Raw genomic sequence first — 25,258 nt, 5'->3', positions numbered from 1 at the left:
CGCTACTAGGCATATTTGAAATAGCTGCGCTCAAGCACAGCTATAGTTCATCTGCGATTATTTTAAAATGGCCATTATCAATTCCTTTTAACGTATAGTCACCAATACGATAGCGGATTAAACGTAAAGTAGGGTGGCCAATATATGCTGTCATTCTTCTTACTTGGCGATTACGTCCTTCGGTAAGGGTAATACTGAGCCAACTGGTTGGAATGTTTTTTCGCTCTCTAACGGGAGGATTACGTGGCCATAAAGTTGGCTCATCTATGCGTTTAACAACGGCTGGTAATGTTAATCCGTCTTTGAGCTCGACGCCTTGGCACAGTTGTTTAATTGCTGCATCAGTTGGTTCACCTTCAACTTGTGCCCAGTAAGTTTTACTGGTTTTTTTGTTTGGCGCTGTTAAAGTGTTTTGTAATTTCCCACAATTAGTGAGCAATAGCAGGCCCTCACTGTCTCTATCTAATCGTCCTGCAGCATATACATCTTTAATGGTAATAAAGTCAGCTAAGGTTTGTCTGTTTGCTTCATCAGTAAACTGGCACAGCACATCAAATGGTTTATTAAATAAGACAATTTTTCGCTCACTGGCGGCAATGGCTGGTTTTATCTCGCGCTTTATTGAGTTATTCACTTTTTTGGTTGTAATTGCACCGCGATTATAGCTACGGCCGCTATTTCGGCGTTTTGCTGTATTATTTGGTTTAGCTATTGTCATTGCTAGATGCACCGTGCGGGTTTTGGTAAGCCAGCAATTTTAGTTGCTTGCTTAGCTGGGCCTTTAGGAAAAAGAGTATACAGATAAATACTATTGCCTTTATCTTCACCCAGTGCTTTTGCCATTGCTTTAACTAACATTCTTATTGCTGGGCTGGTGTTGTACTCCAAATAAAAATTACGCACAAAATGAATCACTTCCCAGTGTTGGGAGGTTAATTCAATGTTTTCTTGCTCGGCAATAACGCAGGCTAATTGTTCACTCCATAACGAGTGATCAAGTAAGTAACCTTGTTTATCCGTGTCGATAATTTGATTATTAAATTCAAGCATGTATTACCACGTAATAGAGTGAGATGTTGCTAATGTTAGTGCGACAAAGTCGTCATAACTAAGCGAGTGATCGGGCTGATTGATTGTGATATCTCGTACCTTGGCGTCATCAGCAAGTATTAATAAGTGCGTTGCAAGCTGTCTAAATTGAGCAATCGCAAAGCATGCGTCACTTAATAATAATACTTTGTCTGCTGACTGGATCAGGTTAACTAATTGATCCGTGTTGTAATAGCCAAGTGGCTTGGAAAATATGTGTAAAGTGCTCATAAGTTCACTATGTGTTGTTGCTGGGCTATAAGTTGAGTTTGCTGCTGATAATTAAGCGCTTTTACTTCTACTAACAAGTTATGTTTATCAAGGCCATACTCGAGCAGAGACTTTTCACATACATAAATGTTTTCAACATCGTAAATTTCTAGCGTTCTGATGGTCTTAAAGTAGTTCTTTAAACCTATATGCTCAGGTTGTTGATGTTTTTTTAGGGCTAGTACCGCAGGGCCGCTAAATAACCAACTAATATTTTGCTCAACAGCAGCGAATATTAATGTCATATCTAATGCATCACGAATATGTAAATCATCGAAAGGACTATGGTGGCTTAAAACTAATACATTGATCATTTAAATTGCACCCATTTATCCGCATCACTGGCAAGCATTGCAAACTCAGCTAACCCTGCGACTGCAAAAACACCGGTATTATTTATATCAAGGCCACGCTTTTCGGCAGCAGTAACACACAACATAAGATGAATCCCTTGCTCATGTAATTGTTGCCATAAAGCATTAATCGCTAATTCATCAGCTGCCAAATCTAGTTGCTCGCTGGCATGAAAAACGCCGTTTTGATACAAAAAAATGGCATCAATGTTATGCCCTTGTGTTAAACATGCTTGTGCAAATTTCACCAAACGTTGCGTGGTATCATGATCCGATGGTGCGCTGTGCAGAGAAAGTACAAATCGTGCCAAAACTATTCCAATAAAAAAGCCCCTAAAGAGGGGCTATTTTAACAGAACTATTTAATTAGTCATTATTTGCGCCAAGCAGTGCAAGCAATGAAGTAAACAAGTTATATACACTTAAATATAAAGAGACTGTAGCGCGAATATAGTTTGTTTCGCCACCGTTGATGATGCGGCTTGTATCAAACAAGATTAAGCCAGACATGATCAATACAACCGCTGCATTTAATACCATAAACATTAGCGAGCTGCCGATGAAGATATTAACAATGCTGGCCACAATCACAACAATAAGGCCTACCGTTAAAAAACCGCCCATAAAAGAGAAATCTTTTTTAGTATTTAGTGCATACGCAGACAAACCAAAGAAAATCAGTGCAGTTGATCCTAACGCTTGCATGATAAGCATTGGGCCATTTGGCATCGCTGCATAATGGTTAAGTAACGGACCAAGTCCCGCACCCATTAAACCCGTAAAAGCGAATACCCATGCAACGCCTGACGCGCTTTCGGCTTTTTTATTTACAACAAATAAAAGGCCAAATGAAATAAGAGTAAAAACTAACCCCATAAAATAAGGTAGTTGTAATGCCATTGAGATACCAGCCGTCACAGCACTAAATGCTAATGTCATGGCCAATAAGAAATAGGTGTTTTTAAGTACCTTGTTTGTTTCAATGGTCGACATAACCGGTCTAGCGGTATTGTACGAATGATTAAATGCCATTTTAGAGCTCCTTTAGAAACCTATTGTAAGTTCCGATAATTAAACTGAAGTTAGATTACCAAGACTTCTATATTTGGGCAAACCTTTGTAGTTCAATAGACCGATAATTAAAAAGAAAAGTTCAATTTAGTGTGAATTTTACTCAGTGGTGAGTTAAGAATATACAAATCAATGGTTTTTTAAGCACTTGAACACTTTTTTGAAAAAAAAGCTTCACAAAGAGCACTGCCTTCTCTATTATGCAGGCCGTGCGGAGAGATGGCAGAGTGGTCGAATGCACCGGTCTTGAAAACCGGCAGGGGTTTATAGCCCCTCTAGGGTTCAAATCCCTATCTCTCCACCACCTAATTAAAATAATTGCGAGTACACTCTTATTCGTGATTTATAAATGTTTCGGAGAGATGGCAGAGTGGTCGAATGCACCGGTCTTGAAAACCGGCAGGGGTTTATAGCCCCTCTAGGGTTCAAATCCCTATCTCTCCACCATATAAAATAGCCCGCTAAATTAGCGGGCTTTTTTGTGCCTAAGTTTTATGTAGTTATTTAATTACGACCATAGTCTCTATTTCGATGTTGTAAAACATCATGCATTCTTAGTATTTATTCAGGTATGATTTTAAGGACGCATTATGAAACATCGGCTTGCAAAAAGTGTTGGGTTATCATTACTTTCACCTGTGATCATTGGTAGTGTGTTAGGAGTTTATTATGCATTAACGCTCAATACCGATCCGCTGACTACCTTTTTCCAGTTACTTATGAGTGCGATAGCTAACGCGCATATTGTCGGTTTAACCATGGCTGCTTTTGTAGTACCCGGATATTTATTGATGTACAAGTACGCGAAAGTTAATTATTCGGGAGTACTGACATTAGGTTTACTCGGTGGTGCAATTTTTAGTTACTTACTCAGTGCAACAGGTGGTATGGTCTTTTTAATTAATACCGCGATGTCAGCTTTAGCGGCGGGACTGTTTTTATATGGATTAAGGTTAGGTGCGATAAAACAACAGCCTCCTCAATAGCAGAATTATTAACCAAGCTTGCTGAAAATTAGGGCAAATTGCTTTTTTTTGCCCTGAAAAGGTTTCAATTATTGGCGACAAAGAGTACCTTTAGCTACTGTATGTTTGATAAGAAGTAGTTTGGTATGCAAAAGCAAGAATTTTACCAGTCATTAGTTAAACAAACTGAATCGCTAATTACTGGTGAACCTAACATTATTGCCAATATGGCGAATATTAGCGCGCTGTTATTTACGTCACTCGATGATGTAAATTGGGCTGGTTTTTATTTGATGGATTCACCAACTGAATTAGTACTTGGTCCGTTTCAAGGTAATCCTGCATGTATCCGAATTCCTGTCGGAAAGGGGGTCTGTGGAACTGCCGCTGCAACTGCGCAAACTCAACTTGTTGAAGATGTACATGCATTTGCAGGCCACATTGCCTGTGATGCGGCGTCAAACTCTGAAATAGTAATACCTATCCACAAAAATGGTGAGGTATTTGCTGTATTAGATATCGACAGCCCAAGTATTGCTAGGTTTGATGCTGATGATAAGCAAGGTTTAGAAGCACTCATCGCGTGCTTTGAGGCAACTATTGCATGAAAGACTTAGTAAATGTACAGGATTATCTGTTTGCCATCACTGATGTAGGTGATTGGGAAGGGGATGAAGAGCATGTAGCGGAAACGCTCAACGATTTAATCCACATTGCATGGGATCGTCTTCCTGATGATACTGAATGTGAATTAATTGATGAAATTATAAATGGTATTTGGGAACACCTTCGAGGTGATATGGCTGTAATTGAAGCCGACTTTGAAGAGCTGGTCGACTGGGTAACACACTACGTCGATTCGTCCCTTGATGAAAAGATGTGAAAAATAGGTTCTAAAATGGAAACCACAAACAAGCTAAAAGATATTAATGAAGTGTTGGAATTTTTATATCAAGAATTTCCGCAATGTTTTAAACAAAAAGACGGCATCAAGCCGCTGAAAGTAGGTATCTTTAAAGATATCGCTGAGCGAATTGAAGGTTCTGAAAAAGTTAGTAAGACGCAAGTACGTCAAGCACTGAGAAAATATACGTCTAACTGGCGTTATTTAGAAGCCGTGACTAAGTCTGAATTTCGTATTGATCTTGATGGAAATCAAGATGCTAAAGTGGAACAAGAGCACATTGATCATGCTCAAAAAGCACTTGAAGAAAGTCGTGCGAAAATGGCTAAACGTAAAAAGTCACAACGTCCACGTAATGATTCAGACACAAAATCTTACAAAAAGAAACCAGGCCAATTCGCTAAACCAGGCGATAAAAACGCTAAAGTTAATGCCACACCAGCAAAAGCTGCGCCGGTTAAACGTTCAGGTAAAATTGAACCTTTACCAGCAAGTGAGGTCAAGGTTAATAACAAAGTTAAAGTTAAACTTGGCCAAGCCCTTGTTAATGCAGTAATCACTGAAGTGAACAAAGAAGACGTTCATGTAGAGTTGGTAACTGGCATGCAAGTTAAAACTAAAGCAGACAGCCTGTACATTATTTAAGCTGTATATAAATTAAGGAGTTGTGTATGAGTCAGAAGTTTAAGCTCATTCCGTTAGTTGCCGCCCTGTATTCAGGTTTATTATTTGCATCAGATATTGCTGATGTTAATGATGTAGTTACAGCAAAAGACTTGCCAGTACTTACGCAAGAGAGTCAGCATAGTACGGCTAGCAAACGGGTGACAAACTTATTTACTCGTGCACATTATAAACCAATTCGTTTTGATGACGCACTTTCAAGTAAAGTGTTTGACCGTTATATCGAATCCCTTGATTTTAATAAAAGCGTCTTTTTGGCTGCGGATATTGCCTCATTTGAGCAATACCGCAACCAATTTGATAATGCATTAACGACCGGTAAACTTGATTTTACCTTTGATATTTTCAACCTAAGCATGCAGCGTCGTTTTGAGCGTTATGAGTATTCTTTAAAGTTACTTGAAACACCAATGACCTTTGATAAGGCTGATGAATATTACTTTGATCGTGAAGATGCTGATTGGGCAAAAACGCAAGCTGAGTTAGACGAGCTTTGGCGTGAACGTGTAAAATATGATGCACTACGATTAAAAATGACCGGCAAAGATTGGCCTGGTATCAAAGAATTATTAACTAAGCGTTATCACAATGCACAAAAACGTTTAGTGCAAACCAATAGTGAAGATGTATTTCAGATCGTAATGAACTCTTTTGCGCGAAGTATTGAAGCACATACCTCCTATTTATCGCCACGCAGAGCTGAACAGTTCAAAATGGACATGGATCTTGAACTAGAAGGTATTGGTGCAGTACTTAGCTACGACGAAGACTACACGGTTATTCGCAGCTTAGTTCCAGGCGGACCTGCTGATAAATCGGAGCAAATTAAAGCTGACGACCGTATTATCGGCGTTGCTCAAGACAAAGAAGAATTTGTTGATGTCATTGGCTGGCGTTTAGATGACGTAGTTGATTTAATCAAAGGACCAAAAGGCACTAAGGTGCGGTTACAATACTTAAAAGGTGCTGATGATCATGGCGCGCCTAAAGTAGTTGAAATTATTCGCGATAAAATTCGCCTCGAAGATAGAGCGGCAAAATCAGAAGTATTCAAAGCAAAATATTCTGATTTAACCAGCAAAATAGGTGTTATTGAGATCCCTGGTTTCTATAACAACTTGTCTAAAGACGTTAAAGTAGAATTGGCGAAATTAAAAGAAGCCAAAGTAGATGGCATTATAATTGACCTACGCCAAAATGGTGGTGGTTCATTATATGAAGCAACACAACTATCTGGTTTGTTTTTTGACCAAGGTCCAGTGGTACAAATTCATACTCTAAATAATCGCATTGAAGAGCAAAAAGACCGCGATGGTGTTACGTTTTACGACGGCCCCCTAACAGTACTTGTTGATCGGTACAGCGCATCTGCCTCTGAGATTTTTGCTGCAGCGATGCAAGACTATGGTCGAGCAGTAATAATTGGTGAGCAAACGTTTGGTAAAGGCACTGTGCAACAGCATAAGGGCTTAGGCCGTGCTTACGATTTATACGATAATCCACTTGGCAGTGTGCAATATACGATTGCAAAGTTCTATCGTATCAATGGTGGTAGTACACAGCATAAAGGTGTGATCCCAGATATTTCATTCCCATCAGCAATTGATCCAGCGGAATGGGGCGAAAGCCAAGAGGATAATGCATTACCGTGGGACAGTATCGTACGCGCCAAATATAACTCGGTTGATGACTTACACCCAGCTATTGCTTACTTAAGCAAAGCGCATGCTGAACGCATTAAATCAGAACCTGAGTTTAACTATGTTTTTCAAGATATTACGCGTTATAAAGAAGAGAAAGACCGGAAAACTATTTCTCTTGTAGAAGCGCAGCGTATTAAAGAAAAAGACGATGGTGAAGCGCGTGCATTAGCTCGTACCAATGAAAGGCTTACTCGTTTAGGTGAAAAACCAATCGAGAGCTTGGATGATGCGCCTGATGTCTTAGACGACTTAGATCCATTCTTAGAAGAAGCTGCATTAATTACCCAAGATTATATCAAGTTTGGTCGTGTAGCTAAGAAATAACTTGTTTTACAGGTTAATAAAAAAGGCGCTTTGGCGCCTTTTTTGCTGCCTAAAACTCTTGATATTGCTATAATTACTGATTAAACGCTGACAAAAGTAAGTAACTTAGTTAGGCTAAGCGTCGCGTCTGTGCTAAAAAATAATAATTAAACGCGCATAAAAATGCGCGTAGGAGTCTTAATTTTGAATTCACAAAAAGAAAAACCCATCCTACAGGCCAGCTTTTTCGATGCCTTGATCCCAATTTCTGTACTGATTTGTTTATTAGGTGCTGCGGTCTATTTATTTGGCGATAGTTCGTCATCAGGGCCGAATCAAATTGCGCTACTGTTTGCTACATTTACAGCTGCACTTATTGGCCTTAAAAATGGCTATACTTGGAAAAAACTTGAACAAGCGATGATAGAGGGGATCACTCTATCTTTGGGCGCTATATTAATTTTGTTAATGGTTGGCGCGCTGATCGGCACTTGGCTGCTGTCAGGCACTGTACCGACGCTTATTTATTATGGTTTACAGGTAATTAATCCTAGTTGGTTTTACGCAGCAAGCTGTTTAATTTGTGGCATTGTAGCAATGAGTATTGGTAGCTCTTGGACCACGGCGGCGACAATAGGTGTAGCGCTACTCGGTGTTGCTACTGGCCTTGGATTAGAGCAGACAGTGACGGCCGGTGCCGTAATATCTGGGGCTTACTTTGGCGATAAACTCAGTCCACTGTCTGAAACAACAAATTTAGCTCCTGCGGTTGTGGGAGCTGATTTATTCGAGCATATTCATCATATGCTATGGACGACTGTACCAAGTTTTGTGATTGCACTAATCATCTTTATTTTTATGGGCTTTAATGCCACAGCGTCAAGTGAGGCTGGGCGTATTGATGAAATAACCGCTATTCTACAACAAAACTTTAATATAGGTTTAGAGATGCTGGTGCCACTGATTGTTTTACTGGTGTTAGCAATTAAAAAAATGCCTGCATTTCCGGCAATTTCAATCGGTGCGGTACTTGGTGCAGTATGGGCAATGATTTTTCAATCAGACCTAATTGCAACACAAATTGATGGCTCTCAGGGGCAAATTGTCGGTTATTTTAAATTGGTTTGGAGTACATTTTTTGATGGCTTTAGTATCCTGACAGGCGATGAAAAAATGGATTCATTACTCAGTGGTGGTGGGATGTCTGGCATGTTAACCACAACGTGGCTGATCATGACGGCATTGATGTTTGGCGCCATTATGGAAAAAACAGGTTTATTAGATATTTTTGTAAAAAGTATTCTTAAAATTGCCAAAAGCACTGGCTCTTTAATTACTGCTACTATTGCGACCTGTATTGGTACCAATGTAATTGCTGCAGATCAGTATATCGCTATTGTGGTCCCTGGTCGGATGTTTAAAGAAGAATATGCAAAGCGTGGTTTGAAACCTGTTAATTTATCAAGAACATTAGAAGATGGCGGGACGATAACCAGTCCTCTGATCCCCTGGAATACCTGTGGTGCATATATGCAAAGTGTATTACTGATCAACCCATTTGATTATGCGCTATATGCATTTTTTAATCTTATTAATCCATTACTAGCTGTTATTTATGCTTACCTAGGCATTAAAATTTTACGTATTAAGCCAAAACAATAGCCATAAATTATATGCTCCTCTGTTAAGAGGAGCCACTTTGGAGTTTCACATGACTGCATTAAAAAAACCTCAAGCACAGTATCTTAAAGATTACCAAGCTCCACCATTTTTAATTGATCACATTGATTTGACCTTCGATTTATTGCCTTTAAACACCCGTGTTACGAGTGTAATGACGATCACGAAAAAAATAGCTGGTGTGGCAGATTTAGTGCTTGATGGCATTGATTTGACGCTGATCTCAATTACTGTAGATAACAACGCATATACAGATTATGACCTACGTGATGAGCAGCTTGTGATCCATAATTTACCAGCGCAATGTCAGCTTACAATCGTTAATGAAATAGCGCCAAAAACTAACACATCTTTAGAAGGTTTATATCTATCTGGCGGTGCGTATTGTACACAATGTGAAGCGCAAGGTTTTAGAAAAATAACCTATTATCTTGACCGCCCAGACGTACTTGCAAGCTTTGACGTGACGATTATTGCTGACGAGCAGTTTACTCATTTATTATCAAATGGTAATAAATTAGCGGAAGGTAAATTAGACAATGGCCGTCACTTTGCAAAATGGCAAGACCCATTCAAAAAGCCAAGTTACTTGTTCGCACTTGTTGCAGGGGACTTTGATGTACTTGAAGATACCTTTGTTACGCAAAGTGGTCGTACAATAGATTTAGCCTTGTTTGTTGATAAAGGGAATTTACCGAAAACCCCTCATGCGATGGCATCACTTAAAAAATCAATGCGGTGGGATGAGCAGCGTTTTAATCTTGAGTATGATTTAGATATTTACATGATCGTTGCTGTGGATTTTTTCAATATGGGCGCGATGGAAAATAAAGGTCTTAATATTTTCAACTCTAAATGTGTGTTGGCGAATCAAGAAACCGCCACTGATAAAGATTATCACACCATAGAGTCAATCGTTGGCCATGAGTATTTTCATAATTGGACAGGAAACCGAGTGACTTGTCGTGATTGGTTTCAACTGTCGTTAAAAGAAGGCTTAACAGTTTTTCGTGATCAAGAGTTTAGCAGTGATTTAGGCTCGCGGGCACTGAATCGTATTGATGCGGTTAAAGTAATGCGTACTCATCAATTCAGTGAAGATGCCGGTCCTATGGCACATCCGATCCGTCCTGAACAAGTGATTGAGATGAATAACTTCTATACAGTAACTGTGTATGACAAAGGCGCTGAAGTTATTCGCATGATGCACACGTTATTGGGAGAAGAAAAGTTCCAGCAGGGCATGGCACTTTATTTTCAGCGTCATGATGGGCAAGCCGTCACCTGTGATGATTTTGTTGCGGCTATGAGTGATGCCTCAGGTATCGATTTAACTCAGTTTAAACGTTGGTATAGCCAAGCTGGCACACCACGGCTAATCGTAAAACAAGAGTTTGATAAGCTCAATGGTACTTTTTCACTGCATATAGAGCAGCTGGCACCGCTTAATCAGCCAGAAAATGCGCCATTACATATCCCATTTGCTATCGAGCTACTTGATCAACAGGGCGAGTCTGTCCCTTTACAGTTTGAAGGACAGCCACTTGATCATGTCTTAGATGTCACAACAGCGCAGCAAACGTTTAGCTTTGATGGTTTAACCGCGAAGCCTGTAGCGGTGCTACTAGAGGATTTCTCTGCGCCGTGTATTGTTGAGCAACAAAATACAGCCACTGAATTATTACACATTATGCGCTTTGCGCGCAGTGATTTTTCGCGTTGGGATGCTCAACAACAATTATTCATTGGGGCAGTTAAAGGGGCCATTACAACACCTGAAAATAATCAATTGGATCCAGCAATTATTTCTGCATTACGTAGTTTATTAGTTGAGCAGGAGGGAGATTTAGCTTTAATTGCGGAATTATTAAAGCTGCCTAGTTTTGATACCCTCGCAGCTGAGTTTAATGTGATCCCAGTGGATCAATTGGTTGCAGTGACAAATCAGTTTGAGTTACAAATTGCTCAGCAATTGCGTAGTGAGCTCTTAGACTGTTATCAAAGTTTAATAGATGACGGCTCTGTAAGTGCAACAGCTGTCGCTATACGTGCTTTAAAAGGTATGTGCTTACATTATTTGGCAAAAATTAATGAGCTTGATATTAATCAACTCCTTGTTAGTACTGCTAATTCACACAATATGACCAATGTACTCGCCGCGCTCAGTGCGGTGGTAAAAGCTGACAACCCCTTAGCAAAAGAGTTGTTAAACCAATTTGACAGTCAGTGGCGCCATGATGTACTAGTGATGGATAAGTGGTTTGCATTGCAAGCAATGCAAGGTGGCGATGACGCCATTATTAATATCAAAAAATTATATGATCACCCTTGTTTTGATTTTTCAAACCCAAACCGCGTCAGGGCGTTAGTAGGCAGTTTTAGCCATTTTAATACCGCACAGTTTCACCGTGAAGACGGCACAGGTTATCAATTGCTAGGTGACTTATTAGTTAAGCTTAATGCAATCAACCCTCAAAATGCATCACGTATGTTAACGCCATTTATGTCATGGCGTAGATACGATGAAGTACGTTCGGTTGCTATCAAAGCTCAGCTGCAACGTCTTGCTTTGCTTGATAATTTAAGTGACGACTTGTATGAAAAAGTTGATAAAGCACTACAATAAATTATGGTCGAATATTATTTTTTACTGAACTTAACTTACAAACAGTGCATGGATTACTATGAAGGTAAGTATACATCAGTTCAAGTAATTGAAGATGGTGGCAAAAAAGTACGTTTTGCGGCCAGCCATTTGCGTCCTTTTATTTCTTCTTTAGGAGTAAGAGGGCGCTTTCGACTTTTGCTTACCCCAGAGCATAAATTTTTACGTTTGGAACGTGTTGCCTAAAACAATATTTTAAAATAATCACTTATAATATTATTTTTTTGTTAATTCGATTTGTCCTATTGTTAATTTACGTGTATAAATTATCTGGTAGGACGTCTTACCATTAGGTGAACGTCAACTAAACAGAAAAATTATGACCGATTGAACGCGTTCTATTTGTAATTTCTTTATTTCGCTTCTATCGTTACGACTACACTAAAAACAATAACTTGATCACAAAATTACCCGCGACAGGGGGACACACAATGATAAGAAGATCGCTTTTTGTTAAAAATAAACTAGTACTAGGCATCGCAGCCGCTACTTTAGGGTTATCAGCAGCACCAACACAGGCTGCAACATTTGAGGCCGGAGGGTTTGATATAACCTTCGACTCGACTTTCTCTTATGGGCAAAGTATTCGTGTTGAAGACCGAAACTTTAACTTAATAGGGAAAAGTAATAACCCGTCTTTTGATTGGACAGGCTACAACTCCGTTTTAAATCCTATTTATTCAGCGCAAGATGTCTGGGCCCAACCTGGCTCTTACTCTAATAACGGTGACGCTGGGGATTTGAACTTTGATAGTGGTGAGTCTTTTTCAAAGCTGTTGAAAGGGACACACGATTTATCTATCAACAAAGATAACTACGGCCTTTTCACCCGTTTTATGTATTTTTATGATTTTGAATTGATGGATGGCGATCGCGCCTATGTTAATCCAACTTCAGGCCAAGGAGTTGATCCTTGTGATGATAAAGACACTAAAAAACAAAGCTGCGCAGATATTCGTCTATTAGATGCTTACGTATGGGCCAACTTTGATTTGAATGAGGGTAATAATCCACTTTCTATTCGCCTTGGCCAACAAGTTATAAACTGGGGTGAGAGCACATTAATTTCTCACGGTATTAACGTAAATCCGGTCGATATTGACCGATTAAAAGCGCCTGGTGCAGAGCTTAAAGAAGCCTTTATTCCAGTTGGTATGTTATGGGCATCTTTAGGGATCACTGAAAATGTGACTTTGGAAGGCTTTTATCAGTACCAATGGCATGAAACACGCTTACCTGCAGCTGGTACGTATTTTTCAACCAATGACTTTGCCGCAGAAAATGGTTATCAGCAAAATGTACAGCTTGGTTTTACCTCCAACCCTGATATCGATTTAGCATTTTTAACTGATAGCTTAAATAACTTGATGACCACCTTTGGTCAAGCTGCTGCCGCTAAAGGGATCGATCCTGCAAGCCCTGAAGGTAAAGCGTTATTAGCACAAACTTATCTAGCGTACCCTACTAAAGTCGCGCTTAAAGGCAAAGGGGGAGATGGTAAAACTGAGCCTGATGATGGTGGCCAATATGGTTTACGTTTAGGTATGTTTTTACCAGAGTTTAATGACACTGAGGTTGCACTTTATCATGTGAACTACCATAGTCGTCGCCCGCTTATCTCTGGTCGCGTATCTAACTTTACACAAGCCTCTATGGCTCAAGATTTAGCCATGTTAGCAACGACTAAAATCACTTCTGACAATGTCTCTGATTTAAAAGCATTTGCTAAAGCAACCAATGAGTATCCAGAAGATATTAAACTGTATGGGTTAAGCTTTAATACATCAATTGGTGAAACAGCGTTTGCTGGTGAGTTCACTTTCCGTGAAGACGAACCATTACAAATCGATGACGTAGAATTGCTTTATGCTGCTATGCCTGAGCAGTTAGCGGTAGCGGGGCTTCGTCCTGAGTTTGCAGGTATTTCACAAATGAGTCCAGGTGACGCGATTAGCGTTGTAGGACCTGGCGAATTAGCAAAAGGTTATATTGAGCGTAATACTAGCCAATTGCAGTTTACAGCAACACATTTATTTGGCCCATCACTTTGGGCTGATAGTTGGGCTGTTGTGGGTGAAATTGGTGGTGTGCACATTAATAATATGCCTGAATATGATGAAATGCGTTTAAATGTATCAGGCACTGGTCGAAGCGGTATTATGACTGGACCAGGTACCGATGATTACTCAACACTTCATATGGCTTTATCAAATGGGCCAGAGCAAAAAGAGTTTGCATCAGCATCATCGTGGGGATATCGCTTAATTGCCAAAGGCGATTACTATAACTTCTTCAAAGGAGTTAACTTTTCACCTCGTATTGTATTTTCGCACGATGTAAATGGTAACACACCCGATCCGATGTTCTTATTTATAGAAGATCGTAAGTCACTTGGTGTTACAGCGAACTTTAATTATCAAAATGCATGGTCATTTGACTTTAGCTACAACTCTTTCTGGGGTGGCGGTGATATAAATACTTTCTCAGACCGTGATTTTGTTTCTTTCAATATTAAATATTCAATTTAGGGGTATCATGATGATAAAAAAACCTACCCTCATTGCACTAACGCTATGTAGTTTGTTTTCTACAAAAGCGGTCGTTGCCAAAATGACCAGTGAAGAAGTAGCACGTTTAGGTGCAGATCTAACTCCTTTAGGTGCAGAAAAAGCAGGTAATGCTGATGGTTCGATTCCTGCGTGGACAGGTGGTATTACTAAAGCACCGGCAGGTTATACGCCGGGAATGCATCATCCAGATCCGTACGCTGACGACAAAGTACTTTTCACCATTGATAAATCGAATGTTGATAAATACAAAGCAAATTTAAGTCCTGGTCAAGTAGCTCTTTTTGAAGCGTATCCAGATACGTTTAAAATGAATATCTATACTACTCATCGCAGTGCTTCAAACCCACAGTTTGTCTATGATGCGACAAAAAAATACGCACCAACTGCAGAGTTGATAGAAGAAGGTAATGGGATAAAAAATACCGCAATTGGTATTCCTTTTCCTATTCCAAAAACTGGCTTAGAGGCAATTTGGAACCATTTATTACGCTACCGTGGTCTGTCAATTGAGCGTTTTGGCGGTCAAGCAGCTCCTATAGCCTCAGGTTCGTATAATTTAGTTGGCTTTGATGAGCAACTGTTAGTTAAGTACTCAGATCCAAAAGCAACACCAGCAGAGTTACAAGAATCTAATATTTTGTTTAAATTTAAACAAAAAGTCACCGAGCCTGCGCGTTTAGCTGGCACGGCCCTATTAGTTCATGAAACCATGGACCAAATTTTAACTCCGCGACAAGCGTGGACTTACAATTCTGGCCAGCGTCGTGTTCGTCGCGCGCCTAATGTTGCTTATGATGCACCAGGGACAGCAGCTGATAGCTTGCGTACAACCGATGATTTCGATATGTTTAACGGTTCGCCAAACCGCTATACATGGACGCTCAAAGGTAAGCAAGAGCTTTATGTACCATACAATAGTTATAAGTTACACAGTGATAAGTTACAGTATGACGATATTCTGATGGCCGGTCACATCAATCCGGAACATGTGCGTTATGAAAAACACCGTGTTTGGGTTGTAGAGGCAGATTTGAAAGGCGACACTCGTCATATTTATAAGAAGCGGGTATTTTATATTGATGAAGATAGCTGGCAAGTTCAAGTGACGGATATCTATGATAACCGTGACCAAATGTACCGTGTAGCGATGGCTCATACAATTAACTATTACGATGCGCTCACTAACTGGAGTACGTTAGACGTTTACTACGATTTGAATTCGCGCCGTTATCTAGCGATTGGTTTAGATAACCAAGAGAAAATGTATGATTTCTCACAATCGTTTAATGATAATGAATTTACCTCAAGTGCACTGCGCCGCGAAGGTCGTTAATACACTCTAAGCACCTGGAAATATCTAGGTGCTTTTTTATTATTTCAAATCGCGTTTGTCACTCTGACACGCACTGGGTCATGACACTAACCGAGTCCCCCGACTGCACGTTATATACCGACAAACACATTCTTTTCAAGGCGATTTTAATTTATGAAGTACATGCTTTATGCAGGTCTTGCCGCTGTGGCGAGCCTTTCAACTCTTTCTATTGCAGCTGAACCACTTGCTGCAATTGTCGCAACTAAAGCAGATAAAACCCTGTTGACTGATATTGAATACACAGGAAAGCAACTGGTCGCTGTCGGAAAACATGGCACTATTATTACAAGCAGTAATGCAAAAAATTGGCAACAAGCGAGCGTTCCAACGCAAGTGTTATTAACGGCGGTTGCCTTCAGTGGCAGTGAACTCGGTTGGGCTTGCGGGCATGATGCGACTATTGTTCATACCAATGATGGTGGTGCAAACTGGCAGTTGCAACAAGTGAATACGCAATTAGATAAACCTTGCTTAGATATTTTATTTACCAGTGAACTTCACGGCTTTGCTGTGGGTGCCTATGGTATGTTTTATGAAACCAGTGATGGTGGCAAACATTGGCAAAAGCGTTTTCTGGATTCTTTATTATTTGCAGATGATAGAGATTACTTAAATGATTTAAAAGAATCCGATCCTCAAGGCTATGAAGCCGAAACTGCATCAATATTGCCGCACTTTAATCGTATTGTCACAACAAAAGATAAACTTATGTTAGTGGGCGAAATGGGTTTGTTAGCGCACAGTACAGACAACGGAAAAACATGGCAACGCGATGAAGAAATCTACCGGGGTTCTTTTTTTGCTTATGCCAGCGATGAACAAGGGCAAGAAATAGTCGCGGGTTTAAGAGGCAATATTTTTAGCCGTCAGGTAGGTGAGCAATGGCAACCAATAAGTAATAATAAAACCGCCACAATCAATAGTATTATCGCTAGCGGTGATAATCAATGGTTGTTACTTGCCAACAGCGGTGTGATTTTCCACTATAAAAATAATCAACTTACTATTGAGCAGTTAGCGGATGGTAAAGCAATTCTTGATGCCGTTATTTTTGAAAATCAATTGGTTATGGCATCAGAAAATGGCATTAAAGTGAAGGGGATGGCTCCATAATGCACACAATCGTCAATTTTTTAGAGAAAGCAGTTTTTCGTCATCGATTAATGATGGTGATAAGTTTTATTTTAATAACATGTTTTTTAGGTTTTAAAGCCACACAAATCCAACTTGATGCTTCATTTAATAAAAATATTCCACTTAATCATGATTATATGAAAGTGTATTTAAAGCATGAAAAGCAATTTGGTGGCGCAAATAGTATTTTGATCTCAGTGTGTGATGATAGCGGTGATATTTTTAATCCTGAGTTTTTCACCCAATTAAAAGCCGTTCATGATCAGTTATATTTTATTCCTGGGGTGAATCGTCCGTTAGTGAATTCAATTTTTTCACCCAGTGCACGTTTTGTTGAAGTTGTTGAAGACGGCTTTGCGGGTGGGCCAATTATTCCCGCCAATTTTACTGCTGATCAACGAGGTTTAGCGGTTGTTAAAGAGAATATCGAAAAAGCGAAAGTCGTAGGTAGGATGATTGCCTCTGACTATTCGTGTGCGATGGTGACCGCGCAGTTGATGGAAACTGATCCGCAAACGCAAGAAAAATTAGATACGTTAGCGTTTGCACAAAAGCTAGAAAGCGAAATTCGAGAGCCATTGAGCACTGATAAAGTAAGTATCCACATTATTGGTTTTGCCAAAATGGCCGGTGATATTGCCGAAGGTGCGAAAGGGGTTGTGTTATTTTTTGCTATTGCTATCGCGTTTACTTTCATCATGGTGTGGTTATTTTGCGGCAGCATCAAGCTCACTATTTTACCTATAGCCTGTTCAATTATTGCCGTGGTTTGGCAGTTAGGGATATTGTCGAGCTTAGGCTTTGGTCTAGATCCAATGTCGATTCTAGTACCATTCTTAGTGTTCGCAATCGGCGTAAGTCATGGCGTACAGATGATCAATGCAATAGGTAAAAAAGTCGCCGAAGGAAGCAGTAATACGCGTCTTTGCTGTCAGGCTAGTTTTAGATCGCTGTTAATACCCGGTGGTATTGCATTGCTGTCAGACACGGTCGGCTTTTTGACGTTACTAACCATAGATATAGGTATAATTCGTGAACTGGCTATCACAGCAAGTTTAGGTGTGGCTGTTATTATTTTTACTAATTTGATTTTATTGCCAGTATGGGCATCGTATATGCGCTTTGAAAACACAGTTCATATTCAATCAGGCAACAGCGAAAAACCAAACTTACTTGATTCAATTCGTGATCTGTTAGTCAAAGCCACGGATCCAAAATGCGCGAAAATCATTATTGGCTGCACCTTAGTATTGTTTGCTGTAGGTTATTGGCAAGCAGGGAAAATGCATATCGGCGATTTACATGCAGGTGCACCGTCATTGCATCAAGATGCCCGTTATAACCAAGATACCTTTTTAATATCGGACAAATATACAATTTCATCCGATATTCTAAAAGTGATTGTCGAAGCTTACCCTGCAGCATGTACAGAGCACGACGTAATGGATCGCATTAGTCGTTTTCAATATAAAGTTGAAAACTTAGCAGGTGTTCAATCAGCAGTATCCCTAAGCTCAGTAGCGCAGTCGGTTAATGCCGGGTATAACGAAGGTAATTTAAAATGGCAAAGTTTGCCTCGTAATACGGCAAGTTTGGTGCAATCTACCTCACGAGTCGAAACCAGTACCGGTTTACTCAATGGTGATTGTTCAGTTATGCCTGTGATCATCTTTTTAGATGATCATAAAGCGCAGACCATTGAACATATCATTGCCAGTGTTAAGCAATTTGCCATTGAAGAACAAACCGATATGCTGCAGTTTAAGTTGGCCTCAGGGCCTGTCGGCGTCATGGCTGCGACGAATGAATCAGTTGCTGCTGCACAATTACCTATGATGTTATACGTTTATGGTGCAGTTATTATTTTATGCTTGATTAGCTTTAAGAGTGTAAAAGCGACCATAGCGGTAGTGTTACCCTTGTATATTGTATCGACTCTTGCGCAAGCTTTAATGGTACAACTTGAAATCGGTCTGACGGTTTCAACGTTGCCAGTGATTGCACTAGGTGTAGGTATTGGGGTGGATTATGGGATTTATATTTTGTCATCGATGATGGGGCAATTAAAGCAAGGTGTTGCCTTACCAGTGGCGTATCGTAATGCACTCGTTGAGCGTGGTAGTGCGGTGTTATTTACCGGTATCACGTTAGCTATTGGTGTGAGTACCTGGATTTTCTCTGATCTTAAGTTCCAAGTGGACATGGGAATATTGTTAACCTTCATGTTTTTAGTCAATATGCTTGGCGCAGTATTACTTTTACCAGCAATTGGTAGTTTGATCTGGACTGACCAGAAAAAATAATGTGAATAATTTTGCTCCTAAATGGCCTGTAAAGGCCATTTATATCTATAATTTGTGAATAGATGACCAAATAACTGAAATGCTTAAAATGTTTTCATCGAAAGGGCTGTTTATTAATTTTAAAAGGGTTAGAATTTGCCTGACTCCACACAATAAATTGCTGTACAAATTTTCCATCTAAGTAGGTGGTATAGATTTAAGGAACATGTAATGACACGAAATGAAGGGCAAGCCTCGGTTATCTTAGATAATGTCTGTAAGCTGATCCAGAAAAAAGTTCACGCTGATAATGTGTTACTCGTTGAGAAATTCGCCAAATCCTTGTACAGCAATATGTCTAAAGAAGATTTGGCACATCGCAATGATAGTGACTTATATGGCGCTGCACTTAGCCTATGGAACTCGCTAGAAAAAAATACCTCTGATGATGCGGTGATCCGCGTTTTCAATCCTGAAGTAGCAAAAGATGGCTGGCAGTCATCACACACAATCGTCGAAATTATCGCTAAAGATATGCCATTTTTAGTTGATTCTGTTCGTATGGCGATGACCCGCGAAAATATCGCATCTCATTTGCTATTACACAGCCCACTTAAGATTCAACGCGATAAAAACGCTAAAATTTCGGCTTTATCAAATTTAAAAGCCGAACAAGAGTCTAGCTCTACAAAAACAGTGTTTTTTATCGAAATTGATCGCCAAACAGATTCTTCAGTGATTGACTCGTTCAAAAAAGAGCTTGAGTCAGTGTTGAACGATGTGTCTACTGCGGTAGAAGATTGGCAACCGATCCGCAAAAAGTTAATTGCGGTCAGTAAAGAATTACCAAAACGTAACCATAACAACAATGCAAGTGAAGTCGCAGAGACTGTTGAATTCTTAGATTGGTTAGTAAAAGATAATTTCACATTAATGGGCTATCGCCAATACGATTTGTCGCCAGTACAAGGCGATTACCAGCTCAAAGGTAAAATCGAGAGCAGCTTAGGTTTAATGAAGAATTCAACCGAAGAGCATTCTCGCCTGTTATCTGAATTACCAGAAGTTGCCCGTCAAGAAGCCCGTAGCAATAACCTGTTGATCCTTACAAAAACCAATTCGTTATCACGCGTACACCGCCCAGCATACATAGATTATGTAGGGATTAAACGTTTTGATGATGAGGGGAATGTGATTGGCGAAGACCGTTTCATCGGGTTGTTTTCATCAAGTTTTTATAACAACAGCGCCGCTGATGTGCCAGTTTTAAAAAGTAAAATAAATCGCATCATGGAAATGTGTGATTTTGCCAAAGGCACTCATGCTTATAAAGCGGTATTAAATATTCTTGAAACCTATCCGCGTGATGAACTTGTTCAGGCCCGTGAAAGCGAGTTACTTGAAGTTGCAATGGGTGTTTTACAAGTACAAGAGCGCGATATGTGTCGCTTATTTGTGCGTAAAGATGCCTATGGTCGTTTTTTCTCTTGCATGGTCTATGTACCGCGTGAGCGTTATAACACAGCGCTGCGCCGTGAAACACAAGATATTTTAGGCAATGCATTTAATTCAGACGATAAAGTCGAATTTACTACCTTCTTCTCTGAGTCTACACTGGCGCGTACTCATTATACCGTGCGTGTGACTGACAACAATATAGAATATAACGTGAAAGACATCGAAAATAATTTAGTAGAAGCCGCTCGTACTTGGGAAGATAAATTACAATCAGCACTGTTAGAGTCTGCTGGTGAAGCACGTGGTAACGAATTAAACCGCAAATATTGTAATGCGTTTGCTCGTTCTTACAAAGATGAAGTACTGCCAAGTGCCGCTGTTGTTGATATTGAAAAGCTTGAACTATTGAATGACGATAACAAGCTTGAAATGTTGTTTTACCGTCCGCAAGAAGAAGCGAACAGCAACATTGTACGTTTGAGCTTATTCCACAAAGATGAGCCAATCCATTTATCAGACGTTATGCCAATGCTTGAAAACTTTGGCTTGCGCGTCATTGGTGAAACGCCTTATTCGGTTAAAACCAGCGATGGCCGTATCAACTGGATCATGGATTTCTCAATGCTACTTGATAGCAAAGGTATTGCAGATTTCGATAAAGTATCAGCACGTTTTCGTGCCGCACTTACTAGTGTGTGGAGTAACCGTTTAGAAAATGACGGCTTTAACCGTTTAGTGCTAATGGGTGGCTTAACTGGTCGCGAAGCGTCAATATTACGCGCTTATGCAAAATACATGCGCCAAGTTGGGGTTACTTTTTCGCAAACCTACATCGAGAGCACATTAGCTAATTACCCGCACATTGGTTCGCAAATTGTTAATTTATTTGCTAAAAAGTTCTCTGTTAAAAGCCCTGCCAGTGTTAAAACGCTTGATAAGCTAATTGCACAAATTTATGTAGAACTTGAAAACGTTGCTAACTTAGATGATGACCGTATTATTCGTTTATACGTCGATATGATCATTGCTACGCTGCGTACTAACTACTTCCAAAAAGATGGCATAGGTCAGTTTAAGTCTTATGTGTCGTTCAAAGTAAATCCAAGCTTAATTCCAGATATGCCATTGCCATTACCGGCATTTGAAATATTTGTTTATTCTCCACGTGTAGAAGGTGTGCATTTACGTGGTGGTAAAGTTGCGCGTGGTGGCCTGCGTTGGTCAGATCGTCGTGAAGATTTCCGTACGGAAGTACTTGGTCTAGTTAAAGCACAACAAGTAAAGAATACAGTTATTGTACCTGTAGGCTCAAAAGGCGGCTTTGTTTGTAAACAACTGCCAACGGATCGTGACGCATTCTTCAAAGAAGGCCAAGAGTGTTACAAAATCTTCATTCGTGGTTTATTAGATATCACAGATAACATTATCCAAGGTGAAATTGTGCCGCCGGTTGATGTAACTCGTCATGATGAAGATGATGCATATTTGGTTGTAGCAGCTGATAAAGGTACAGCCACTTTCTCTGATATTGCCAATGGCATTGCCAATGAATATAACTTCTGGCTAGGTGATGCATTCGCATCAGGTGGTTCAGTAGGTTATGACCATAAGAAAATGGGTATTACAGCCAAAGGTGCATGGGAATCGGTTAAACGTCATTTCCGCGAAATGGACATTGATACACAAACAACAGATTTTACGGTAGTTGCAATTGGTGATATGGCTGGGGATGTATTTGGTAATGGTATGTTGTTATCCAAGCATATCCGTTTACAAGTGGCATTTAACCACATGCATATCTTTGTTGATCCAAACCCAGATTCAGCGACGTCTTACCCAGAGCGCGAGCGCCTATTTAACTTACCTCGTTCATCGTGGGAAGACTACAACAAAGACTTGATTTCAGCGGGCGGCGGGGTGTTCTCACGTGCGGCTAAATCAATCACTTTAACGCCAGAAATGAAAAAAATGTTGGGCACTAAAAAAGCCAGCATGACACCAAACGAGCTGATCAAAGCATTCTTAATGATGGAATTCGATCTATTATGGAATGGCGGCATTGGTACTTACATTAAGAGCAGTAAAGAAAGCGATGCAGATGTAGGCGACCGTGCAAATGACGCCCTACGTATCAATGGTAGTGAGCTTGGTGCAAAAGTACTCGGTGAGGGTGGCAACTTAGGTGCAACCCAATTAGGACGTATTGAATTTGCTGCTAAAGGCGGTCGCGTTAATACTGACTTCATTGATAACGTAGGTGGAGTTGCGTGTTCTGATAACGAAGTAAATATCAAAATTTTACTTAATGGTTTAGTTACTGCCGGTGATTTAACGCGTAAACAACGTGATGAACTACTGTATTCAATGACCGATGAAGTTGCACAACTGGTACTGAAAGACTGTTATCGTCAAACGCATACACTGTCAATTACGCAATCAAAAGGCTCATCAACGCTTAAAGAAAAAGTACGCTTTATTCATGCCCTTGAAAAAGATGGCAAGTTAAATCGTGCAATTGAATTTATTCCAAGCGATGAAGAGTTGGCAGAACGCGCTGCAGCGGGTAAAGATTTAACTCGCCCAGAGTTATCGGTGCTTGTGTCTTACGCTAAAATGGTACTTAAAGAGTCACTCGTGACTGACGACATCACAGAAAATCCATATTATCGTCAGCTATTAGTGAAGTCTTTCCCTTTACCACTACGTGAAAAGTTCAATACTGCGATGGATAATCACCCACTGCGTAAAGAGATTATTGCTACTAAATTAGCTAATAATATCGTTAACGATATGGGTCTGAACTTCATGGTACGTATGCATGAAGAAACTGGCGCAAACGAAGCTGAAATTGCGTTATGTTACTCTGTTGCCAGTGAAGTATTCCAAATGCGTGATACGTGGTCTGCAATTGTTGATCTTGATAACAAGATCCCAGCCGCAGTGCAAACTGAAATGTTGTATCAATTACGTCGTACAGTACGCCGTGCAACGCGTTGGTTCTTACGTCATCGCAATAAAGCGCAAAATATTGAGCAAACAATTGCCTTCTTTGCACCGACCTTCGCTGATTTAAGTGCAAACTTAACTACCTACATGGTTGAAAAAGAAAGTGAACGTTTATCTGCGGCCGCAGACAAGCTTATTGAAAGTGCAGTGCCAGCTGAGCTTGCAACACGTATTGTATCGCTCTCTAGCTTGTTCTCAGTAATGGACTTAGCAGAAGTTGCTGCAAATTCAGGGCGTAGTATTGATATGGTATCTAATACCTACTTCAAACTAGGTGCACGGATGGGACTGCATTGGTTCCTTGACCAAATTACTCATCAGCCAGTGGCGAATCATTGGCAAGCATTGGCCCGCGCTTCATACCGTGAAGAACTTGATTGGCAACAACGTACACTATCTGAAGTTGTTTTAAATAACTTTGCTGGTGATAACAAAGATGTTGACGGTCAAATTGATCAGTGGATGGACAGCCAAGATTTGTTACTACAACGCTGGAAGCAAATGTTAGCTGAATTTAAGACTTCACAAAGTCATGATTTTGCTAAGTTCTCAGTTGCATTACGTGAACTTATGCTACTTAGTCATAACTGTGATACATCTGCAAAATAAGCAATTGATACTGACTGATTATTTTCCCACATGAAAATAATGAGTTAATCGTTAAAATTGTTATACAATACCCCAGCCTAGTCTGGGGTATTTTTTTATTAAGAGGATTATTTCATGTTTTACGATCTTGCTCGCCGTTTTATGTTCACCCGTGATGCGGAATGGGCCCATGAATTTGCACTTCATAACTTGCGCCGTTTTAACAATACCCCGTTCAGTGCTGCATGGTCGCAATCAGTGGCAGATCGTCCAGTCGAATTTTTAGGTTTACAGTTTAAAAACCCAGTAGGATTAGCAGCTGGCCTTGATAAAAATGCAGAATGCATTGATGCGTTTGCAAAGATGGGTTTTGGCTTTATTGAGGTAGGTACTGTGACACCTCGTCCACAAGTCGGTAATGACAAGCCGCGTATTTTCCGTCTGCCGGAGTCAAATGCAATTATCAATCGTATGGGCTTTAATAATAAAGGTGTTGATAACCTAATTAATAACGTTAAGGCTGCTAAATACGACGGCATTCTAGGTATCAATATTGGTAAGAATAAAGATACCCCAAATGAACAAGGTAAAGACGATTACATCCACTGTATGCGCAAAGTGTTTGAACATGCCTCATATATTACTGTCAATATCTCATCACCAAATACGCCTGGACTTCGCGATCTGCAATATGGTGCTGCACTGGATGATCTATTGCAAAGCCTTAAAAATGAGCAGCTTGATTTGATCGCCAAACATAATAAACAAGTGCCAATGCTAGTAAAAATTGCCCCAGATCTTGATGCTGTGCAAATAGCTCAAGTTAGTGAATCATTATTAAATAACAACATCGATGGTGTAATAGCGACGAATACTACCTTAGAGCGTGCTGCGGTGCATGGACAACAATATGCTGATGAAGCCGGAGGCCTGTCAGGTCAGCCAGTACGTGAGCGCTCCACTCATGTAGTGCAAGAATTAAAACGTTTAACCGCAGGGAAACTGCCAATCATTGGAGTGGGCGGAATTGATGATGCAGCCAGTGCGAAAGAAAAATTATCAGCAGGAGCGGATCTTGTACAGGTATACACTGGATTTATATATAAAGGACCGCAATTGGTAAAAACGATCCTGCAAGGCTTATAAGGATCCGTTATT

At 40.1% G+C, this 25,258-nt stretch carries 20 protein-coding genes and 2 tRNA genes; 16 read left to right on the top strand and 6 right to left on the bottom strand.

Annotation, left to right across the window (positions count from 1 at the left end; translation table 11 throughout):
* Nucleotides 1-40: 40 nt before the first annotated feature.
* Genes H5187_RS03800 through H5187_RS03775 form a run of 6 tightly spaced genes read right to left on the bottom strand, consistent with a single transcriptional unit; the run spans nucleotide 41 to nucleotide 2,744 of the window.
* Nucleotides 41-718: a pseudouridine synthase gene (locus H5187_RS03800; RefSeq protein ID WP_182797559.1), complete on the bottom strand. Its 678-nt coding sequence runs from the start codon at nucleotides 716-718 to the stop codon at nucleotides 41-43.
* 2 nt (nucleotides 719-720) lie between these two features.
* A complete protein-coding gene (locus tag H5187_RS03795; protein ID WP_145233784.1) occupies nucleotides 721-1,050 on the bottom strand; it encodes a TusE/DsrC/DsvC family sulfur relay protein in 330 nt (109 codons plus the stop codon).
* A 3-nt stretch (nucleotides 1,051-1,053) separates the two neighbouring features.
* A complete protein-coding gene (locus H5187_RS03790) occupies nucleotides 1,054-1,320 on the bottom strand; it encodes a DsrH/TusB family sulfur metabolism protein (RefSeq protein WP_149981049.1) in 267 nt (88 codons plus the stop codon).
* Nucleotides 1,317-1,673, bottom strand: coding sequence for a sulfurtransferase complex subunit TusC (gene tusC / locus H5187_RS03785; RefSeq protein WP_145233789.1), 357 nt, complete (start codon nucleotides 1,671-1,673; stop codon nucleotides 1,317-1,319). Before tusC ends, H5187_RS03790 begins: the two co-directional genes overlap by 4 nt.
* Nucleotides 1,670-2,023 carry a sulfurtransferase complex subunit TusD gene (gene tusD / locus H5187_RS03780; protein ID WP_149981050.1) on the bottom strand — a complete coding sequence of 118 codons (354 nt, stop codon included), beginning with the start codon at nucleotides 2,021-2,023 and terminating at the stop codon, nucleotides 1,670-1,672. The genes tusC and tusD overlap by 4 nt, the downstream gene beginning before the upstream one ends.
* A 55-nt stretch (nucleotides 2,024-2,078) precedes the next feature.
* Nucleotides 2,079-2,744 carry a Bax inhibitor-1/YccA family protein gene (locus H5187_RS03775; RefSeq protein WP_145233793.1) on the bottom strand — a complete coding sequence of 222 codons (666 nt, stop codon included), beginning with the start codon at nucleotides 2,742-2,744 and terminating at the stop codon, nucleotides 2,079-2,081.
* Nucleotides 2,745-2,996: 252 nt separating this feature from the next.
* Between H5187_RS03775 and H5187_RS03770 the strand changes: the two genes are divergently transcribed.
* The 16 genes from H5187_RS03770 (at nucleotide 2,997) to pyrD (ending at nucleotide 25,246) form a co-directional block, all read left to right on the top strand.
* Nucleotides 2,997-3,087: transfer RNA gene (locus tag H5187_RS03770), tRNA-Ser, on the top strand.
* A gap of 52 nt (nucleotides 3,088-3,139) precedes the next feature.
* Nucleotides 3,140-3,230, top strand: a tRNA-Ser gene (locus H5187_RS03765).
* A 143-nt stretch (nucleotides 3,231-3,373) separates the two neighbouring features.
* Nucleotides 3,374-3,769: a hypothetical protein gene (locus H5187_RS03760; RefSeq protein WP_145233799.1), complete on the top strand. Its 396-nt coding sequence runs from the start codon at nucleotides 3,374-3,376 to the stop codon at nucleotides 3,767-3,769.
* Nucleotides 3,770-3,894: 125 nt separating this feature from the next.
* Nucleotides 3,895-4,356, top strand: a complete 462-nt coding sequence (locus H5187_RS03755; protein ID WP_149981051.1) for a GAF domain-containing protein — start codon at nucleotides 3,895-3,897, stop codon at nucleotides 4,354-4,356.
* Nucleotides 4,353-4,631, top strand: a complete 279-nt coding sequence (locus H5187_RS03750) for a hypothetical protein (protein WP_064666123.1) — start codon at nucleotides 4,353-4,355, stop codon at nucleotides 4,629-4,631. Before H5187_RS03755 ends, H5187_RS03750 begins: the two co-directional genes overlap by 4 nt.
* 15 nt (nucleotides 4,632-4,646) lie before the next feature.
* Entirely contained in the window at nucleotides 4,647-5,297 is a 651-nt protein-coding gene (gene proQ / locus H5187_RS03745; RefSeq protein ID WP_149981052.1) for an RNA chaperone ProQ, read from the top strand.
* 26 nt (nucleotides 5,298-5,323) lie between these two features.
* On the top strand, nucleotides 5,324-7,363 hold the full coding sequence (gene prc / locus H5187_RS03740) for a carboxy terminal-processing peptidase (RefSeq protein WP_149981053.1): 2,040 nt from the start codon (nucleotides 5,324-5,326) through the stop codon (nucleotides 7,361-7,363).
* A gap of 162 nt (nucleotides 7,364-7,525) precedes the next feature.
* The gene (nhaC, locus tag H5187_RS03735; protein WP_182717879.1) at nucleotides 7,526-9,004 is read left to right on the top strand and encodes a Na+/H+ antiporter NhaC; all 1,479 of its coding nucleotides are present in this window, start codon (nucleotides 7,526-7,528) and stop codon (nucleotides 9,002-9,004) included.
* Between the two features lie 49 nt (nucleotides 9,005-9,053).
* Nucleotides 9,054-11,648 carry an aminopeptidase N gene (gene pepN, locus H5187_RS03730; RefSeq protein WP_182783643.1) on the top strand — a complete coding sequence of 865 codons (2,595 nt, stop codon included), beginning with the start codon at nucleotides 9,054-9,056 and terminating at the stop codon, nucleotides 11,646-11,648.
* Nucleotides 11,649-11,651: 3 nt separating this feature from the next.
* Complete coding sequence (locus tag H5187_RS03725) at nucleotides 11,652-11,873, top strand: DUF2835 domain-containing protein (RefSeq protein WP_149981056.1); 222 nt, start codon at nucleotides 11,652-11,654, stop codon at nucleotides 11,871-11,873.
* 245 nt (nucleotides 11,874-12,118) lie between these two features.
* Nucleotides 12,119-14,215 carry a DUF1302 domain-containing protein gene (locus H5187_RS03720; protein WP_149981057.1) on the top strand — a complete coding sequence of 699 codons (2,097 nt, stop codon included), beginning with the start codon at nucleotides 12,119-12,121 and terminating at the stop codon, nucleotides 14,213-14,215.
* A 10-nt stretch (nucleotides 14,216-14,225) separates the two neighbouring features.
* Nucleotides 14,226-15,590 carry a DUF1329 domain-containing protein gene (locus H5187_RS03715; RefSeq protein ID WP_182739277.1) on the top strand — a complete coding sequence of 455 codons (1,365 nt, stop codon included), beginning with the start codon at nucleotides 14,226-14,228 and terminating at the stop codon, nucleotides 15,588-15,590.
* A gap of 153 nt (nucleotides 15,591-15,743) precedes the next feature.
* On the top strand, nucleotides 15,744-16,745 hold the full coding sequence (locus H5187_RS03710) for a YCF48-related protein (protein WP_149981058.1): 1,002 nt from the start codon (nucleotides 15,744-15,746) through the stop codon (nucleotides 16,743-16,745).
* Nucleotides 16,745-19,069 (top strand): RND family transporter, encoded by a 2,325-nt coding sequence (locus H5187_RS03705; protein ID WP_182717876.1) that lies wholly within the window; start codon nucleotides 16,745-16,747, stop codon nucleotides 19,067-19,069. Before H5187_RS03710 ends, H5187_RS03705 begins: the two co-directional genes overlap by 1 nt.
* Nucleotides 19,070-19,279: 210 nt before the next feature.
* On the top strand, nucleotides 19,280-24,121 hold the full coding sequence (locus tag H5187_RS03700; RefSeq protein ID WP_182797558.1) for an NAD-glutamate dehydrogenase: 4,842 nt from the start codon (nucleotides 19,280-19,282) through the stop codon (nucleotides 24,119-24,121).
* Nucleotides 24,122-24,235: 114 nt separating this feature from the next.
* A complete protein-coding gene (pyrD, locus tag H5187_RS03695) occupies nucleotides 24,236-25,246 on the top strand; it encodes a quinone-dependent dihydroorotate dehydrogenase (protein WP_145233821.1) in 1,011 nt (336 codons plus the stop codon).
* Nucleotides 25,247-25,258: the final 12 nt, after the last annotated feature.

It is taken from the genome of Pseudoalteromonas sp. SG44-1, assembly GCF_014164315.1.
Classification (GTDB): domain Bacteria; phylum Pseudomonadota; class Gammaproteobacteria; order Enterobacterales; family Alteromonadaceae; genus Pseudoalteromonas; species Pseudoalteromonas rhizosphaerae.
Note: the sequence above shows the minus strand (reverse complement) of the source record. Positions and strands in the feature narration are given on the sequence as shown.